Source organism: Clostridioides sp. ZZV14-6345 (assembly GCF_020657775.1).
Taxonomy (GTDB): domain Bacteria; phylum Bacillota; class Clostridia; order Peptostreptococcales; family Peptostreptococcaceae; genus Clostridioides; species Clostridioides difficile_D.
In genome coordinates, this window is the sequence record NZ_JAGWCX010000052.1 from 1 (window position 1) to 17,539 (window position 17,539).

Consider the following 17,539-nt stretch of genomic DNA (forward strand, 5'->3'; position numbering starts at 1 on the left):
AACAAATTTAATTTGCTCCTGCGACAGCCCCTTTTTGTATAAAGATTTCTAGAAAATAACTAATAAAAAACAATATTATTTGAATATGGACGTTATATAAGTCTAAATATCTAACTTATTTTGAAAACAAAATATTTCAAACTTATTTTTATTAAAAGATAACAAGCCTTCATCCCTCATCTTTCCAAGTTCTCTTGACATAGAACTTCTGTCAACACACAAAAAATCAGCCATTTCATTTCTCGAAAAAGGAATTGTAAACTTGTGGCTACCTGTTTGTTCTATTTGTTTTGAAAAATACATAAGTAATTTCTCACGAGTCGTTTTACGAGAAAGTAATTCTATTTTATTATGAAGTAAAATGTTTTTTTCAGCTATTAATTGTAGCATGTTTTCAATTAGTCTATTATGAAAGACACATGTAGATGAACAAATGCCAGTTACACTTTTAAACTTTATAAATAAAACTTCACAAAAAGATGTTGTGGTTACTGTAACACTGCTTTTGTGTAGTCTAGTACATGCAAATACTTCTCCAAATAAATCTCCAGGTAAAAGTTCAGCTACAATATTTCTATTACCTTCAATATCTTCCTTTATTATGTGTGCACTTCCTTTAAGCATAATTCCAATGGAGGTAACTTCACTTCCAACAGAGAATATTATGCTATCTTTTGGGTAAGTCTTATCAACAACACCCAGACATTCTAACATTGCTTCAAGTTCATCATTTTTAATTCCTTCAAATAGAGGAATTTTTTTTAGTAGGTCTATATGTTTTTCTAAAATTTTTTTCAAATAATCACTTCCTTGTTGCATATGCAACCGATAATTTGTTTTTATTGTACTATACTAAATTTATAAAAGCAAGGAGATATAAAAATCTTACTATAAAACAATTGAAAGAAAAATATGTAGGTCTTAAAAATAAATATCTAAGAAATTAATATTTTAAACTAAAAAAATTTTATGAGGTGATATAAATGATGAGAAAAATAATTAAAATTGATGAGGAAAAATGTAATAGTTGTGGATTGTGTGTTGAAGCTTGTCATGAAGAAGCTATAGGAATGATAAATGGAAAGGCAAAACTTTTAAGAGATGATTATTGTGATGGTTTAGGAGATTGTCTACCAACTTGTCCAACAAATGCGATTTCATTTGAGTATAGAGAAGCAGCAGAATATGACGAAGCAGCAGTAAAAGCAAATATGGAAGCAAAGAAAGCACAAAACAAAAGTTTAGCATGTGGATGTCCAGGTTCTCAGTCTAAGGAAATAAATAGAGAAGTTTCAAATAGTGTAGCTTTAAATAATGATTTAGAAGTAGAGACAAAAGGTTCCCAACTTAATCAATGGCCAGTACAAATAAAATTAGTACCAACTAATGCACCATATTTAAAGAATGCAAGTCTTTTAATAGCAGCAGACTGTACAGCATATGCATATGGAAACTTTCATAATAAATTTATGAAAAACAAGGTTACATTAATTGGTTGTCCTAAACTTGATGAGGTTGATTATGCTGAAAAACTTACAGAGATTTTAAAAGTGAATGATATTAAAAATATAGTAGTAACACGTATGGAAGTTCCTTGTTGTGGTGGTATAGTAAATGCTGTTAAGACAGCTCTACAAAATAGTGGAAAGATGATACCATGGCAAATAGTTACGATATCTGTAGATGGAAAAATTGTAGATGGAGAACTTTAATTAAGTGAATTACAGAAAAATCTAATAAATTTTAATAAAAAAATGGAGGAATAAAAAATGGAAAATATGTTTTGTTTTCAATGTGAACAAACAGCAGGAGGAAAAGGGTGTACTATAAATGGAGTTTGTGGTAAAAAGGGGGGTACAGCCAACTTACAAGATGAACTTACAGGAGTGTTAATTGGTCTTTCAAGAGCAACTATTGGAAATAAAAATAGACCAACAAGTGAAACAGATAAAGTCATGATAGATGGATTATTCACTACTATAACAAATGTGAGCTTTGACGATGAAGCTATAAAAAGACAAATTGAAAAAACTGAGATGGAAAAAAGTAAACTTGTACCTAGATGTTCAGATTGTTCAACAACTTGTAGTAGAAATGATAACTATGATATGAAGGACTTGTGGAATGATAATGAAGATATACGTTCATTAAAATCATTAATCTTATTTGGATTAAGAGGTATGGCTGCCTATGCGTATCATGCAATGGTACTTGGCTATACAGAAAAAGAAGTAAATGAATTTTTCTATGAAGGATTAATAGCAGTTGGAGGAGACTTGTCTATTGATGAACTTTTAGGTTTGGTTATGAAAACTGGAGAAATAAACTTGAAATGTATGGAATTGCTTGATAGAGCAAATACTGAAACTTATGGAACACCAGAACCAACTCAAGTATCTATGAAGATTGAGAAAGGTCCATTCATTGTAGTTACAGGGCATGACCTTTATGATTTACACAAATTATTAGAACAAACAAAAGATAAAGGTATAAATATATATACTCATGGTGAACTATTGCCAGCACATGCATATCCAAAATTAAAAGAATATAAACATCTAAAAGGTAACTTTGGTACAGCATGGCAAAATCAACAGAAAGAATTTGATAATATACCTGCTCCAATCCTATTTACAACAAATTGTTTAATGCCTGTTAAAGATAGTTATAGAGATAGAGTATTTACTACAGAAGTAGTTGCTTATCCAGGTATGATTCATATTGATGACGATAAAGATTTTTCTAGTGTAATAGAAAAAGCTCTTGAACTTGGGGGATATAAAGAAGATGTTCATATGACGGGTATTAATGGTGGAGATACATTAACTACTGGTTTTGCAAGAGGTACAGTTTCATCTGTGCAAGATAAAGTAGTAGATGCTGTAAAGAGTGGAGCTATAAGACATTTTTTATTAGTTGGAGGTTGTGATGGTGCAAAACCTGGAAGAAACTATTACACTGAATTTGTAAAACAAGCTCCTAAAGATACTATTATATTGACTCTTGCATGTGGAAAATATAGATTTAATGACTTAAATCTTGGAGAAATAGGTGGTTTACCTCGTTTAATGGATATGGGACAATGCAATGATGCCTACAGTGCAATCAAAGTGGCAGTTTCATTGGCAAATGCTTTTGAATGTGGAGTAAATGATTTACCTCTTAGTATGATACTATCATGGTATGAGCAGAAGGCTGTTTGTATACTTCTTACATTACTTCACTTAGGTATTAAAAATATCTATATAGGGCCTTCTTTACCAGCATTTTTATCTAAAAATGTATTAGATATATTGGTTGACAAATTTGCATTGACACCTATATCTACTCCTGAAGAAGATATGAAGAAGATTTTAGGATAAAGAAAATAAATATATTTATAGTTGAAATATTTTTAAGTATAGATGAAATTAAAATAAGGGGTTAAACTTAAAATTTGATTAGAAAAAATCAATTTTAAGACAACCCTTTATCTATTTTTTGTAATAATTGAAAAATAAACCTGCTTTTAGTATATTCTTTTTAATAAGCTTTGTATTAAACTTATAATACTTAGATATATAATATCTTATAACTTTTATTTTAAGTATTACAAGTTTGTATAGAACTTAAATATTAAAAGAGGAACATTGTAATATGTAACTTGCATAAAATATATATACTATAGTTAAATTATTTTGACCAAAGTTTGAAGTATATAAGGTGTTTTATGTGGGGGTATATAATATGAGAAATTCTAATTTTAATATATTGGCATTTGATGGTGGTGGATTAAAAGGAGCATTGAGTATATCCATACTTGAGAGGATAGTAAAAGAGTATCCAAACTTATTATATAATATAAATATGTTTGGAGGTACGTCTACAGGGAGTCTAATTGCACTAGGACTTGCATACGGTGTAAGTACTAAAGAGATAAAAGAACTTTATTCAATCGAAAATTCAAAGCGTATTTTTAGTAAAAGTTATACAGAAATGCTCAGACCAAAGTATGAAAACAAAAATTTAAAAGAAGTTTTACTAAGTATATTTCCAGAGGAACTAGAATTAAAAGATTTAAATAAATTAGTGATGATACCAAGTTTTTATATAGGAAATGAAGAAAATGCATGGAAACCAGTGTTTTATAACAATATGCCAAACTCTATTACAAAGACTAGTAAAGTTGTAGATGTAGCAATGGCAAGCAGTGCTGCGCCAGTGTTTTTCCCAACCTATAATCGCCATGTTGATGGTGGAATAATAGCAACTGACCCAAGTCTAGCGTGTATAATTCACGCCATTGATAATGGGCTTAAGCTTAAAAATACTAGACTTTTTTCTATAGGAACTGGATATGTATATAATAGTATAAAGGCAGATACTACTGAATGGGGAGCTATTGATTGGATAATTAATAAAGAGCCCGATTTGCCAATTATATCTATTACATTAGAAGGAAATTCTCAAATGAGTCAATTATTTTCTCAAAAACTTCTTGGAGATAATTACTATAGACTAAATCCTAAGATGGAAAAAGACGTAGCAATGGATGATTGTGATGCGTTAGAATATTTGATATCTTTAGGAGAAAATTGTGATATAAAAGATGCTTTTGGATGGATAAATAAAAAGAGCTTTTATAGAAATTAGATTCAATTTGAAATTTTGTTTGTACACGTTATTTCATCAAGTAGGTAAAAATAACAAAATAGAAGATTATTAAGTTACTTCTTAGGGAATAAATAAAATATAATTTTTTTAAGGAGTGATGAAAATGATAAAACTTGCTACTTTTGCAGGTGGATGTTTTTGGTGTATGGTGAAACCTTTTGATAAGTATGATGGAGTTATAAAGGTAATTTCTGGGTATACAGGTGGGCATATTGAAAATCCTACATATCAAGAGGTATGTTCGGGGACAACTGGTCATGTTGAAGCTATTCAAATAACTTATGATGATGATATAATAAGTTATGATGAGCTCCTAAATATATTTTGGAAACAGATTAATCCTACAGATGATGGTGGACAATTTGGTGACAGGGGAACTCAATACAAGACTGCTATATTTTATCATGATGAAGAACAAAAAAATATAGCTTTAAAATCAAAAGAGCATCTGGAAAATAGTAAAATATTTGATAGTAAAATAGTAACTTCTATAATTCCAGCAACTAAATTCTATGAAGCAGAAAATAATCATCAGGATTATTATAAAAAAAGACCATTAAACTACAATATGTATTATAAAGGTTCAGGTAGATATAATTTTGTAAAAAGTCACTGGGATGGAAACAATATAAATAGAGAAGAGTTAAAAAAGACTTTAACTCCTATACAATTTGAGGTTACTCAAAATGATATGACAGAGGTACCTTTTGAAAATGAATACTATGATAATGACGAAGAAGGAATTTATGTTGACATTGTAAGTGGAGAAGTTTTATTTTCTTCAAAAGATAAATTTGATGCTGGATGTGGCTGGCCAAGTTTTTCAAAGCCAGTTATAGATAAATCTATAATTGAGAGAAGTGATTTCTCACAAGGTATGTATAGAGTCGAAGTGAGAAGTGCTAAAGGAAATTCTCATTTAGGTCATGTATTTGATGATGGACCAAAAGAACTTGGAGGTTTAAGATATTGTATAAATTCTGCTTCTCTTAAATTTATACCTAAAAAAGATATGGAAGCGTTAGGTTATGTAGAATACCTAAAACTTTTTAAATAATTAAAATTATTTATTATAAACTTATCGAAAAGGTGAAAATATAAGGAAATATTTTCACCTTTTGTTTTTTTTTCAATAATATGATAAATTATTAATTGTAATCTTATAATTTATATCAATAGATTAATAATTTAATTTTGAAAGAGAGAAAATAAATGAATTTAAAAGACTTTAATGGAAAGAGATTAAAATCAGCTAGAATTTTTAGAGCAAAGACGATAGAGCAATTATCTAAGGAAACTAAAATAAATAAAAAGGACTTAAAAGCTTTTGAAGAAAATAAGTATATACCAAATATAGAAAATACATTGAAACTATCTAATATATTAAATTTTCCAAAAGAGTATTTTTATAAAAATGAAAATATAAATGTTGTTGTAGAAGATAGCCACTTTAATCCTAAATCGAAACTACCTAGAGTAGAAGAAATTTCTTACAGGGAAAAAATAATTATCATTCATAAAATATATTCGTTTATGGAAAGTTACATTAAGTTTCCAAACGAAAATTTGCCAAATAAAAAAATAATGACAGACATTAATATAAATGATATAGAAAAACTAGCATATAATACTAGAGAATTTTGGGATTTAAACAATAATCCAATAGTAAATATGGTAAATTTGTTAGAGTCTAAAGGGATTATAATATCAGATATGAATGTAGACAGAAAAGGGGCAACCGTCTTTACTCAAAAACAGAGGATTGGTAAAGAGGTTAAATATCTGATATCTCTTGGTAATGATAAAAAATCAGCATCAATTAGAAATTATAATTTAGCATATGAGCTTGGTTACATAATATCAAGTGAATTAAGAATACCAAATAAGCAATTTTCAGCCGATGAGTATGCTTGTGCCTTTTTACTGCCACAAGAGAGTTTTTTAGAAGATTTGATTCATGCAGAAGATTTAGACTATTATATAGAATTAAAGAAAAAGTGGATTGTACCTATATCTGCTATGATTTTTAGAGCATATAATCTAGGTAAGATAAATTACAAAAAATACAATTATCTTATGAATGAGATGGATAAAAAAGGATGGTTAAGGGAAGAACCATTAGACAAAATAAAAGGTTCAAGTCCAACATGTTTAAAAAGAGCAGTTGAATTATTGATAGAGAATAAAATAATGAGTGTAAATAGTATAGTATCAAGTTTAGAGGAATTTGGGATAAATCTTTATCCAGAAGACTTAGAGTTATTGATGGGTTTAAAGAAAGGGTTCTTATCTCAAAATATAAATAAAAAAAATAAAGTTATAAAATTTGATGGGAAAAAGTAGACTGGTATTTTAGTTTTAAAATTAAAAGCAGGTATAGATGATTTAAACATTAACACAGTTAAATGGTTTTTGTTATGAACAATTTACCTGCTTTTAATATAAAACTTAATATATATTTAAAAAGTATTTAAGATTATTTTATTACTCTAAAGTTGTATTACTTTTGTTACTAATTTGAACATTTTCATCAACTTTAAATAGTATCTAAATGAGCCAATGAAACTCATTGAAATAGTTTTAAATCTAAAGTGTTTTTGAAAGTGAAATATGTTCTCTTAAGACAGAACAAGATTTGCTAAATTCATTTTTTTCATTTTCAGTTAGGTTGATTTCAATAATCTCTTCAATACCATCTTTTCCTATAATACAAGGAACACCTGCAAATACATTTTTTTCATTATATTGACCTTCTAATAATGTAGAAACTGGCAGAACTTTTTTCTCATTGTGTAGTATAGCGTTTACAATTTCTACTAAAGCAGTACCTATCCCAAATTCTGTACAATCTTTACCATTTATTATACTTATGCCTGTTTTCTTATTTTTTTCAACTATTGATGGTAAGTCTAATTTTCCATAAGTATTTGGATTATCCTTTATCATGTCCAATATTGGTTTACCGCCAATTGAAACATGAGACCAAGGAACCATTTGAGAATCTCCATGTTCACCCATGCAATAAGCTTGAATTGATTGTTGAGCTATTCCAGTTTCTTCAGATAAAAGTCTTCTAAGTCTTGTTGAATCTAGAGCTGTACCAGTTCCAATGACCCTATTCTTAGGAAAACCAGATTTTTCCCAAATATAATTTGTAACTACATCAACAGGATTAGATATGACTATAAATATACCATCAAAACCAGAATCAACTATAGGTTTTACTATAGATTTTATCATTCCAATGGTTGGTCTTAATAAGTCTAATCTAGTTGTGTTTTGTCTACGTAAAGGGCCTTCTGAAGAGTCTGCAACACTTATTACTACTATATCAGAATCTTTACAATCAGCAAAAGTTCCTTTTTCTATATGTATTTTATGTGGTAGATATGAAACTGCATCAGCTAAATCTAAAGCTTGAGCTTTTGCTTTAGATTCATCTATATCAATCATAAAGAGTTCATCACAAACTCCTTGAGTTATCAAACTGAATCCACAATGAGAACCAACGTGTCCTGACCCCACAATAGATATTTTTCTTGTTTTTATTGACATTTTAAATCACTCCCCCTAAAACAACGATAGATTTATAAGAAAATTATACATTATAAAAAGCTGTTTTTATGTATTTTAATATTCTATTATTTCAGAAAATTTATTCAATATGATTTTATACTAAAATTTTTAAAAAAGCAATGTTAATATACTCTGTATTAATGAATATTAAATAAATACTAAAAATTATTAATAAGTATTAAAATATGTAATCTTATTTATATTTAGAAACTTTATGTAAGAAAATATGTAAGCACGTACACTGTGAAATATCGTAATAATATAAAATTATAAATTTGTTAACACTGATATCTCTATGTTAAAATATAGTAGAAGATTATTAGTAAAAAATAGGATAAGTTCTATTTTAGAACCATTAAATTAAATTTATCTTAAAATTTATATATTTAAAAAGTAAAGTAGTTTACAACTAAGGAAATGGAGAGAGAATTATAATGGAAAAGTTATACTATACAAATCAGTATATAAAAGATTTTACAGCAGAAATAATTGAAATAAAAGAAGTAGAAAATAAGTTTCATGTTTTATTAGATAAGACAGCGTTTTTTCCTGGTGGAGGAGGTCAGTTTGCAGACCTAGGAAAAATAGATAATTATGATGTAATAAGTGTCTATGAAGAGGGCAAAAAAGTATACCATGTATTAGATAAAAAACCAATAAAGATACATAGAGTAAAGTGTAGTATTGATTGGGATAGAAGAGAAGATGGTATGCATCAACACTTTGGGCAACATGTACTATCAGGCTGCTTTTTTAAGACTTTCAAAGCAAATACAACAGGTTTTCATCTAGGGAATGAATATAGTACAGTAGATATAGAAGGTAATTTAGGTGAGGATAAAATTAGAGAGATAGAGTTGCTTGCTAATGAAATTATTCGTCAGAATATACAAGTAGAGACATTACTTCCAACAAAAAAAGAATTGAAAAAAATTTGGTTAAGACGTGATTTGCCAAATACTGATGAAGAAATAAGAGTAGTAAAAATAGGCGATTTAGACACGAATGCATGTTGTGGAGTACACCCAAAATCGACTGGCGAGTTGAGAATGATAAAAATAAAAAAATGGGAAAAACATAAGTCAAGCACAAGAATAGAATTTTTAGCAGGTAAAAGGGCAGTAGACGAAGTATTAAAAAGAGATATATATTTAACTAAAATATGCAGATATTTGAGTTGTAGTGAAGAAGATGCTATAAATGGTATTGTAAATTTAAACAATAAAGTTGAAGAGGTTTTAAGTAAAAAAAGAAAGCTTGAAGAAGTAGTAGCTACATATCAGGTTAAAGAAATGGTTGAAAATGCGAATAAGGTTGGTAATATTGCAGTCATTAAAAAAATTTATAATGATGAAGATTTAAAATATGTGAATAAGATAGCAAATAAAATTACAGAGGATGAAAATAATATTGCGTTATTAGCTGTTAAATTTGATGATAAAATAAATTTAGTTTTTGCCTGTTCTAAAAATTTAAAAAATATTAATATGGGAACTTTGTTAAAGGATGCAATAAGCCTTATAGATGGCAAGGGTGGTGGAAGTCAAATATTAGCCCAAGGTGGTGGAAAGAATAATGGAAATTTAGAAGCTACACTTGATTATGCATTTATGAAGCTAGAAAAGACTTTGTAAATATACTATAGAAAAAATATTAATAGATAAAATAGATATGGGGGAATAAATATGGAACAACAAAAAGATTACATAGAGCTATATGAAAATGAAGAATTAATAGAAATAAGAGAAGCTCGTATAGATGATTTGGATGTAATAGCAAAATTTAATTATAATTTAGTTAAAGAAACTGAAGGAAAAGAACTTGATATGGATGTTTTAACTAAAGGTGTAAAAGCATTATTATTAGATGAGAGAAAAGGAAAATATCATGTATATACAGTCTTTGATAAAGTTGTTGCACAGATTATGTATACATATGAGTGGAGCGATTGGAGAAATGGAAATTTCCTTTGGATTCAAAGTGTATATGTAGAGAAAGAATATAGAAGAAAAGGTATCTTTAATTATTTATTTAATTATATAAAGAATATATGTGATAAAGATGAAAATATTGTTGGAATGAGATTATATGTAGAAAAAGAAAACATAAATGCAAAAGCAACATATGAGTCTTTAAATATGCATGAGTGTGATTATAATATGTATGAATATGAGGTAATACGTTAGCAATACAAATTTATAGCATTATTGTATTAATACTATAAACTATTTAGTATATCAATAATTATATGAAATAGATTGGATATTATAATTAGAATTTTTAGGGGGGAGGGATAAACATGGACGTTTTAAAAGGAATGTTTTATGTATTTTTATTTTTAGATTTAGTATCAATATTCTGCTTCTTTTTTAATAAAGGAAAAATAGCATCTAATAAAATTATATTTAATGCAATAGGAGTACTTGCATTTGTACTTTGTTTTATGCTTTTTAGCTATTATCCAAATAATAATATTATTGGTAAATTTATTGCTTTTCTATTTTTTATTTTTGGAATTGCAGGAGTTATGTTGAAAGATAAAAATTTTTTATATGCTAGACTTCTTTTAACTTTAGTTATTGTTTTTTCTACACTTAGATTGTTCATTATTCAATAAAATATATTTGTATGAGAACTTGTTAAAGTCTGCACATTTAAGTGTAGACTTTTTTATGTTTTTATTTAAAAATTAAGGAAATTTTAAGAAAATTTTAAAATCGTCTTAAATATTTATTGGTACTATTGAAATATTAGTAAAGAGAGGTGACTTATCAGTGGTAGAAAGTAAAAAGTCAGAAAAATTGTTACTATCAATTATATACATAATATTTTTAATATATATTTTAATGACTATAAGAATAATTTTATTTAAAGATTCAGCAATTTACTCTATTTTCAAGGGAATATTTAGGTCTGTAAATTTAATTCCATTTTATACGATATGTCAATTTATCACAGATAGTAATATTGACTTTATGAGAGCTACTGTAAATATTGTAAGAAATATAGGGATATTTATTCCGATGGGAATTTTTTTTCCTATAATATTCAAAAATTTAAATAAAAAAGCTATCGTTATATCAATTATACTTGTCAGTTTAGGATTTGAATCAATACAATATATTCTAGCTCTTGGAAGTAGTAACATAGACGATATTATTTTAAACTCATTAGGTGGTATAATTGGAATTGCTATTTACATAGATATGAATAAATTATTTCCTAATGATATTAAAAAATTTAAGGCTATAATAGGTACCAGTTTAGTTTTAGGAGTCATAGGATTGGGGATGATTTCTATAAATTATCAGAGCTTCCTAACTTTTAAATTTAGACCTGATAAAAAAGTATCAAAAATATTAATAGAAGAAAACAGGGAAATGATTAAAGATATAAACAAAGATACAGTGGATATAATTGGGACATTTGAGAGCTTTAAAAAAGGTATAATAACTATTAAAGCAGGTTCTAATAGTAAAGTAAAGAGACCAGAAAATTTAATTGATAATGATGGAAATATAAGAATTTATTTAAATGAAAATACAAAATTAATATCTTATGTAGTTACCGAAGAATCAAAAATGGATATAGTTAAATATGAGGAATTTGATATGAAGAATTTAGATTTATTGAATAAATATGATACAATTAATGTTTGGATTGATAAAGAAAATCAGCCAAAAGATAAACATGGTATTATGGCTGGGAAATTATTAATTGGATTATATGAATAGAATATTATGCAAAAATAAAAGAATAACAAATATAAAAAACGAAAAAACTATTTCTATAATTATTTTTACATCATGCACAAAATAAGAATACTAGTGAAGGAGTATATATAAATTATGGAAATAATAAAATATATCTTGTATTTTTTTATATATTCGTTTTTGGGATGGGCAGTAGAAAGTACAGGATGTTCAATAGCAAGTAAAAGAATAATCAATAGAGGTTTTTTAAATGGTCCAATATGCCCTGTTTATGGATTTGGAGCAGTGCTTGTAATATCACTGCTGGGAAGATTTAATAATATAATTATAATATTTCTATTAGGCATGATTTTAACCACAATACTAGAATATTTTACAGGCTTTATTTTAGAAACCTTATTTCATGCTAAATGGTGGGATTATTCTGGCAGAAAATTCAATATAAAGGGTAGAGTATGTTTAAAAAATGCAATATACTTTGGCATAATGTCTGTTTTAATAATAAAGTTTATACATCCATTTATAAGGAATTTTGTAAGCGTAATTCCATATAAAATATTAATTTCAATGGTTATAATTACAACACTTTGGACTATACTTGATTTGATAGTTACTGTTATAACCCTTAAAAAATTAGATATTAAGTTAAACTTGCTAGATGATATAATTAAAGAACTTAGCGATGTAAATGTAAAATTGGACAAATTTGATAGAGTAGAGATACAAAATTTATTGAAAAAAATAAATAATGATGAATTAGAAGTTAGAGAAAAAATAAACAAAATAAACAGTAAGTTAGACCGTATAGAGTCCAATATTATTTTACAAAAAAGAGTTATCAAAGCTTTTCCATATATAAAACATAAAAGACAGCAAGAACAATTGGAACACTTTAAAAAGATTATCAGTGAGAATAAAAGGTAATTATGTGATTTAATGAAAGCAAATAGAATAATGGTATTTATAAAATAATTTTTAGAGGACTCTATAAAAATAGAATAGAGTCCTTTATTTTTTAAAAAACAATGTTTATTTGATAAAAATAAAATATATTGTTTCTGAATAACAAATATTTTGAAAATTATAAAACATATATTGACAATTTGTGTCAAAAATACTAACATTAAGTATATAAAGAATTTTATATGAGAATGTCTGTATAAATCGCAATAATTTTAAAACATAAATTTATTTAAAGAAGGGATGATTTGCCAATGAGCGAGATAACTAGTCAAATGATAAGTACAGAAGAAAAAAAATATGTTGCTAAAACTCAAAAAATACCTTATTATCCGGTAGCATTTAAATCAGGTGATGGCGCTATGTTATATGATTATGAAGGTAATGAGTATGTAGATTTTTTAGCAAGTGCAGGCTCTGCGAATGTAGGTCATGGCAATAAGGAAATCTCACAAGCAGTTAAAGAACAAATGGATGATATAACACAATATACACTTGCATATTTCCATAGTGATCCTCCTGTAAAGTTAGCTGAGAAGCTTGTGGAAATAGCCCCTGGAGATAATGATAAAAAAGTATTATACAGTGCAACTGGTTCTGCTTGTATAGATGCTGCTATAAAACTAGCAAGAGGGTATACTGGAAGAACAAAGATAATATCTATGTGTGAATCTTATCATGGAAGTACTTATGGAGCTATATCTATATCTGCATTAAGTACAAATATGAGAAGAAAAATGGGTCCATTGTTACCAGAAGTTTATCACTTCCATTATCCTGATAAAAATAGAACAGCTAAAGAATGTTTAGATGAGATAGAATATGCTTTTGCACACTATCTACCAGCAGAAGAAGTAGCTGCAATATTTATAGAACCAATTGCAGGAGATGCAGGAATAATAGTGCCTCCAGTAGAGTGGATACAAGGTTTAAGTAAAATATGTAAAGAAAATGGAATATTACTTGTAAGTGATGAAATACAACAAGGTATGGGAAGAACAGGTAAGTGGTTTGGTATAGAAAATTTTGGTGTTGAAGCAGACCTTATAGTTCTTGGAAAATCTGTTGGAGGTGGATTACCTCTAGGAGCAGTTGTTGGAAGAACCGAAATAATGCAAAGTCTTGATTCACCAGCACATTTATTTACTTTAGCTGGAAATACAACAGTATGTGTGGCTGCTTTAAAATCTATAGAGATAATTGAAAAAGAAAACTTGCTTCAAAAGAGTATAGAAATGGGAGATTATATTAAAGCAGGATTTGAAAAATTAAAAGAAAAATACGACATAATTGGAGAAATAAGAGGTCTTGGATTATCTATAGGAGTTGACATAGTCAAAGGAAAAGGTTCTAATGAAAAACATCCAGATGCTACAGCTAAGATATGTTATAGATGTATACAAACTGGTTTAATAATGATATTCTTAGGACAATCTACTCTAAGAGTACAACCTCCTCTAGTAATAACTAAAGAACAAGTAGATAAAGCAATGAACATCATAGATTCTGCAATAGATGATTATTTAAATGGTAGAATTGGTGATGAAGTATATGAAGTAACTCAAGGTTGGTAAAATAAATATTAAATAAAAATAAGAGTTATCTCAGTTTTAGAAAGTAATTTCTGAAATGAGATAACTCTTTTAAGTTACCCACAAGTAAGAAGATTATTTGATTCATTAAAGGTTATGTTTCGGATGTTATTCTTGTGAGTATCAGAAACAGTATTATGAGAATAGTTACCTTTATTCGTATTATCTGTCAATTTAGTTATAATTAAGATTGCTAAAAGAATAAAAATTACTGTGTATAAAGCAATAACATATGGTTTTCTTTTATATTTGTATTTGTTATTAAAAAAAGAATTCCCATAATTATTTTTATTGACTTTAGATTTGTTGATGCTTGTATTCTTTTTCTTGTTACTTTTCTTTTTATCATCCTTTTTTCTATTTTTAGGGTAAGGAATGACTTTGTGTGTATTATCAAGTTTGATATTTTTATTTTTTTGAATATTGTTTTCCAGGCTAGCTTTTTTTTCTCCAAATTGAATAGTTTTATTGGTATTGTTGTTATCTTTCAATGTTAATCTCCCTCCCTTAAACTTTCCCTTTAGATAATATTACTACTAACCCATGGAATATACAATAAATAATATATAAGTAATAAAATTTTATAGGTATAAATCTCTCTCTCCACGTTCTAAGGCAGTCATATTGTTAGATACTATGTTTCTTATATCTTCTCTTTCTATCTTAGCTATTTCTTTTGAGATAAGTTTTTTGCCCATAGTTTTAAGTTCTTCATCTCCATAGTCAATTAGAAATTCATTCAATGTAGTAAGAGCATTTGGTGTACATACATTATGGATTTGGCGACTTTTAGCTAAGCTCATAAATCTATCGCCAGTTCTACCTTTGCGATAACAAGCCGTACAATAGCTAGGGATATATCCATCAGTAATTAGTTCTTTAAGCACCTCTACAGGGCTTCTATGGTCTCCAACTTCGAATTGTTCTGTATTGTCACCATCTTCATATGCTTTATATCCTCCAACACCTGTTAGAGAACCTGCACTAATTTGTGATACACCGTATTTTAGTAATTCATTTCTCATCTCGGCAGTTTCTCTAGTGGACATTATGATTCCAGTAAAAGGAACAGCTAATCTAGTTATAGCTACTATTTTTTTGAACATATCATCAGAAACTAAGTGAGGAAAATCTTCTAAGCTCATGCCCTCAGCTTTTTTTAATCTAGGGAAAGATATAGTATGGAACCCTACACCAAATTTTTCCTCTAAGTGTTCATTGTGCATCATAAGTCCTAGAACTTCAAATTTAGGGTCAGATAAACCAAATAAAACTCCTGCACCAACATCATCAACTCCAGCTTCCATAGCTCTATCAAAAGCTGTTAAATGGTAATAATAGTCATTTTTTATAGACTGACCATGCATTTTTATAAATGTTGGCTTATGATAAGTTTCTTGAAATAATATATAAGTTCCTATTCCTTTTTCTTTTAGTAGCTTATACTCATCTACACTTGTAGCTGCTATGTTAACGTTTACCCTTCTTATATTTCCATTTTCGTTATATGTTGAATAAATTGCATCTAAACAATCTAGGATATAATTTATATCACAATTTTTAGGGTCTTCACCAGCTTCTAGAGCAAGCCTTTTATGACCCATTTTTTCTAATATTTTAACCTCTTCTTTTATTTCGTCCATAGTAAGTTTTTTTCTTTTAAATTTGTTGCATGTACTGAAACCACAATAAACACATTCATTTACACAATAGTTTGATACATAAAGAGGGGCAAATAAAACCACTCTGTTACCATATATTTCATTTTTTATTTGCCCAGCTATACTAAATAATCTATCTAGTTGTTTTTTATCTTCTACTTCAAGAAGTGTAGCTATATCTTTATAACTAAGTTTTTCCCTTCTATCAGCCTTATCAAGTACCTTTTCAATATCATCAGAAGTTGAATTTTTTGCATCCTCTAATAAAGAATTAATAAGTCCATGGTTTATGAACATTTACAAACGCCTCCATTCAATATTATCACCACGAGAATAGTCGACTTTAAGTCCTAGTGACTTGATGTTTTCTTCTAAACTTTGGTGATATTCACAAGCTTCTTGACCAGTAAAGGCTTTGTTATCATAAAGAGAATATTGTTTTCTAAATTCTTGAGGAGAAAGGTTTGGCATAATTACATTGCAGCCAGCTAAAAGACCTGCATTTCGACCACTAGGGTTTATAGATGCAAGGGCTGTTGTAGCAGGTAATAAAACTTTTGGAAGAAGAAGTCTTGTAATAGAAAGCATAAGTAATGTCTTTTCTAAATCTCCATGTTTATAATTCTTAAAAATTGTATCATGGTGTGGAATAAAAGGTCCTATTCCGACCATATGAGGATTTAACTCTTTTAGGTATAATAAATCACGAACAAGGTCTTCATTACTCTGAAATGGTGACTCAACCATAAATCCAGCACCTACTTGATAACCAATTTCCTTAAGGTTTTTTAGGCATTCTTTTCTAGTTCTAAGTTCAATGTTTGGCGGATGTAATTTTTTATAATGATTTTCTGTAGCAGTTTCATGTCTTAAAAGATATCTATCTGCACCACATAAAAAGTATTTTTTATATGAGTCATAACTCTTTTCTCCTAGCGATAAAGTTATGGCACAATCCTCATATTTATTTTTTATACTTGAAACAATTTCACATATTTTATCATCAGTAAAATATGTATCTTCACCACCCTGTAAAACAAATGTTCTGTATCCTATTTTATAACCTATATCACAACATTCAAGTATATCATCAAGTGAAAGTCTGTATCTTATGATATTTTTATTAGAAGATTGTATACCACAATAGTAGCAATTATTTTTACAGTAGTTTGTAAGTTCTATAAGTCCTCTCAAGTAGACTCTATTTCCATAATGTTTATTTCTCATATCGCTAGCTTGTTTATAAAGATAGTTTCTTAAATTTTGTTCGAAGTTATATTCTTCATTGTCGATATTTTCTATTAAATATAGTAGTTCATCAAAACTTAATGAATTAATGCTGTAAAGTTTATCTATAAAGTATTTAATCTTATTTTTGGTCATA

16 protein-coding genes are annotated in these 17,539 nt (G+C 27.9%); 11 read left to right on the forward strand and 5 right to left on the reverse strand.

Annotated features, from left to right (window positions below; translation table 11 throughout):
* Positions 1-102: 102 nt before the first annotated feature.
* Positions 103-819 carry a Crp/Fnr family transcriptional regulator gene (locus tag KGF39_RS13625; RefSeq protein WP_227822718.1) on the reverse strand — a complete coding sequence of 239 codons (717 nt, stop codon included), beginning with the start codon at positions 817-819 and terminating at the stop codon, positions 103-105.
* A 164-nt stretch (positions 820-983) separates the two neighbouring features.
* On the opposite strand from KGF39_RS13625, the gene KGF39_RS13630 reads away from it, so the two are divergent.
* The 5 genes from KGF39_RS13630 (at position 984) to KGF39_RS13650 (ending at position 6,996) form a co-directional block, all read left to right on the forward strand.
* Positions 984-1,712 (forward strand): 4Fe-4S binding protein, encoded by a 729-nt coding sequence (locus KGF39_RS13630; protein WP_227822719.1) that lies wholly within the window; start codon positions 984-986, stop codon positions 1,710-1,712.
* A 57-nt stretch (positions 1,713-1,769) separates the two neighbouring features.
* The gene (gene hcp, locus KGF39_RS13635; protein WP_227822720.1) at positions 1,770-3,362 is read left to right on the forward strand and encodes a hydroxylamine reductase; all 1,593 of its coding nucleotides are present in this window, start codon (positions 1,770-1,772) and stop codon (positions 3,360-3,362) included.
* A gap of 364 nt (positions 3,363-3,726) precedes the next feature.
* Positions 3,727-4,632, forward strand: coding sequence for a patatin-like phospholipase family protein (locus tag KGF39_RS13640; RefSeq protein ID WP_227822721.1), 906 nt, complete (start codon positions 3,727-3,729; stop codon positions 4,630-4,632).
* A gap of 124 nt (positions 4,633-4,756) precedes the next feature.
* Positions 4,757-5,710 (forward strand): peptide-methionine (S)-S-oxide reductase MsrA, encoded by a 954-nt coding sequence (gene msrA, locus KGF39_RS13645; protein ID WP_227822722.1) that lies wholly within the window; start codon positions 4,757-4,759, stop codon positions 5,708-5,710.
* A gap of 155 nt (positions 5,711-5,865) precedes the next feature.
* Positions 5,866-6,996 carry a helix-turn-helix domain-containing protein gene (locus KGF39_RS13650; protein WP_054274113.1) on the forward strand — a complete coding sequence of 377 codons (1,131 nt, stop codon included), beginning with the start codon at positions 5,866-5,868 and terminating at the stop codon, positions 6,994-6,996.
* A gap of 243 nt (positions 6,997-7,239) precedes the next feature.
* On the opposite strand, the gene KGF39_RS13655 is transcribed toward KGF39_RS13650, so the two are convergent.
* Complete coding sequence (locus KGF39_RS13655; protein ID WP_227822723.1) at positions 7,240-8,208, reverse strand: L-lactate dehydrogenase; 969 nt, start codon at positions 8,206-8,208, stop codon at positions 7,240-7,242.
* 455 nt (positions 8,209-8,663) lie between these two features.
* Here KGF39_RS13655 and KGF39_RS13660 point away from each other — a divergent pair, with 455 nt between their 5' ends.
* From KGF39_RS13660 to KGF39_RS13685, 6 genes are all read left to right on the forward strand, one after another.
* Positions 8,664-9,863 carry an alanyl-tRNA editing protein gene (locus tag KGF39_RS13660; RefSeq protein WP_227822724.1) on the forward strand — a complete coding sequence of 400 codons (1,200 nt, stop codon included), beginning with the start codon at positions 8,664-8,666 and terminating at the stop codon, positions 9,861-9,863.
* Between the two features lie 51 nt (positions 9,864-9,914).
* Positions 9,915-10,415: a GNAT family N-acetyltransferase gene (locus KGF39_RS13665; protein WP_227822725.1), complete on the forward strand. Its 501-nt coding sequence runs from the start codon at positions 9,915-9,917 to the stop codon at positions 10,413-10,415.
* A gap of 113 nt (positions 10,416-10,528) precedes the next feature.
* On the forward strand, positions 10,529-10,846 hold the full coding sequence (locus KGF39_RS13670; protein ID WP_227822726.1) for a hypothetical protein: 318 nt from the start codon (positions 10,529-10,531) through the stop codon (positions 10,844-10,846).
* A 157-nt stretch (positions 10,847-11,003) separates the two neighbouring features.
* Positions 11,004-11,963: a VanZ family protein gene (locus KGF39_RS13675; RefSeq protein ID WP_227822727.1), complete on the forward strand. Its 960-nt coding sequence runs from the start codon at positions 11,004-11,006 to the stop codon at positions 11,961-11,963.
* 114 nt (positions 11,964-12,077) lie between these two features.
* Complete coding sequence (locus KGF39_RS13680) at positions 12,078-12,866, forward strand: putative ABC transporter permease (protein ID WP_227822728.1); 789 nt, start codon at positions 12,078-12,080, stop codon at positions 12,864-12,866.
* 290 nt (positions 12,867-13,156) lie between these two features.
* The gene (locus tag KGF39_RS13685) at positions 13,157-14,476 is read left to right on the forward strand and encodes an aminotransferase class III-fold pyridoxal phosphate-dependent enzyme (RefSeq protein ID WP_227822729.1); all 1,320 of its coding nucleotides are present in this window, start codon (positions 13,157-13,159) and stop codon (positions 14,474-14,476) included.
* A gap of 74 nt (positions 14,477-14,550) precedes the next feature.
* Here the strand turns inward: KGF39_RS13685 and KGF39_RS13690 are convergent, their stop codons facing one another.
* From KGF39_RS13690 to hydE, 3 genes are all read right to left on the reverse strand, one after another.
* Positions 14,551-14,985 (reverse strand): hypothetical protein, encoded by a 435-nt coding sequence (locus KGF39_RS13690; protein WP_227822730.1) that lies wholly within the window; start codon positions 14,983-14,985, stop codon positions 14,551-14,553.
* 90 nt (positions 14,986-15,075) lie between these two features.
* Complete coding sequence (gene hydG, locus KGF39_RS13695; RefSeq protein WP_227822731.1) at positions 15,076-16,452, reverse strand: [FeFe] hydrogenase H-cluster radical SAM maturase HydG; 1,377 nt, start codon at positions 16,450-16,452, stop codon at positions 15,076-15,078.
* A complete protein-coding gene (gene hydE / locus KGF39_RS13700) occupies positions 16,453-17,538 on the reverse strand; it encodes a [FeFe] hydrogenase H-cluster radical SAM maturase HydE (protein WP_227822732.1) in 1,086 nt (361 codons plus the stop codon).
* Position 17,539: the final 1 nt, after the last annotated feature.

Coding starts and splice junctions, on each gene's coding strand:
- msrA (WP_227822722.1), top strand. CDS start 4,757: ATGATAAAACTTGCTACTTTTGCAGGTGGATGTTTTTGGTGTATGGTG.
- KGF39_RS13655 (WP_227822723.1), bottom strand. CDS start 8,208: ATGTCAATAAAAACAAGAAAAATATCTATTGTGGGGTCAGGACACGTT.
- KGF39_RS13640 (WP_227822721.1), top strand. CDS start 3,727: ATGAGAAATTCTAATTTTAATATATTGGCATTTGATGGTGGTGGATTA.
- KGF39_RS13665 (WP_227822725.1), top strand. CDS start 9,915: ATGGAACAACAAAAAGATTACATAGAGCTATATGAAAATGAAGAATTA.
- KGF39_RS13680 (WP_227822728.1), top strand. CDS start 12,078: ATGGAAATAATAAAATATATCTTGTATTTTTTTATATATTCGTTTTTG.
- KGF39_RS13650 (WP_054274113.1), top strand. CDS start 5,866: ATGAATTTAAAAGACTTTAATGGAAAGAGATTAAAATCAGCTAGAATT.
- hydG (WP_227822731.1), bottom strand. CDS start 16,452: ATGTTCATAAACCATGGACTTATTAATTCTTTATTAGAGGATGCAAAA.
- KGF39_RS13670 (WP_227822726.1), top strand. CDS start 10,529: ATGGACGTTTTAAAAGGAATGTTTTATGTATTTTTATTTTTAGATTTA.
- KGF39_RS13685 (WP_227822729.1), top strand. CDS start 13,157: ATGAGCGAGATAACTAGTCAAATGATAAGTACAGAAGAAAAAAAATAT.
- KGF39_RS13660 (WP_227822724.1), top strand. CDS start 8,664: ATGGAAAAGTTATACTATACAAATCAGTATATAAAAGATTTTACAGCA.
- hydE (WP_227822732.1), bottom strand. CDS start 17,538: ATGACCAAAAATAAGATTAAATACTTTATAGATAAACTTTACAGCATT.
- KGF39_RS13625 (WP_227822718.1), bottom strand. CDS start 819: ATGCAACAAGGAAGTGATTATTTGAAAAAAATTTTAGAAAAACATATA.
- KGF39_RS13630 (WP_227822719.1), top strand. CDS start 984: ATGATGAGAAAAATAATTAAAATTGATGAGGAAAAATGTAATAGTTGT.
- hcp (WP_227822720.1), top strand. CDS start 1,770: ATGGAAAATATGTTTTGTTTTCAATGTGAACAAACAGCAGGAGGAAAA.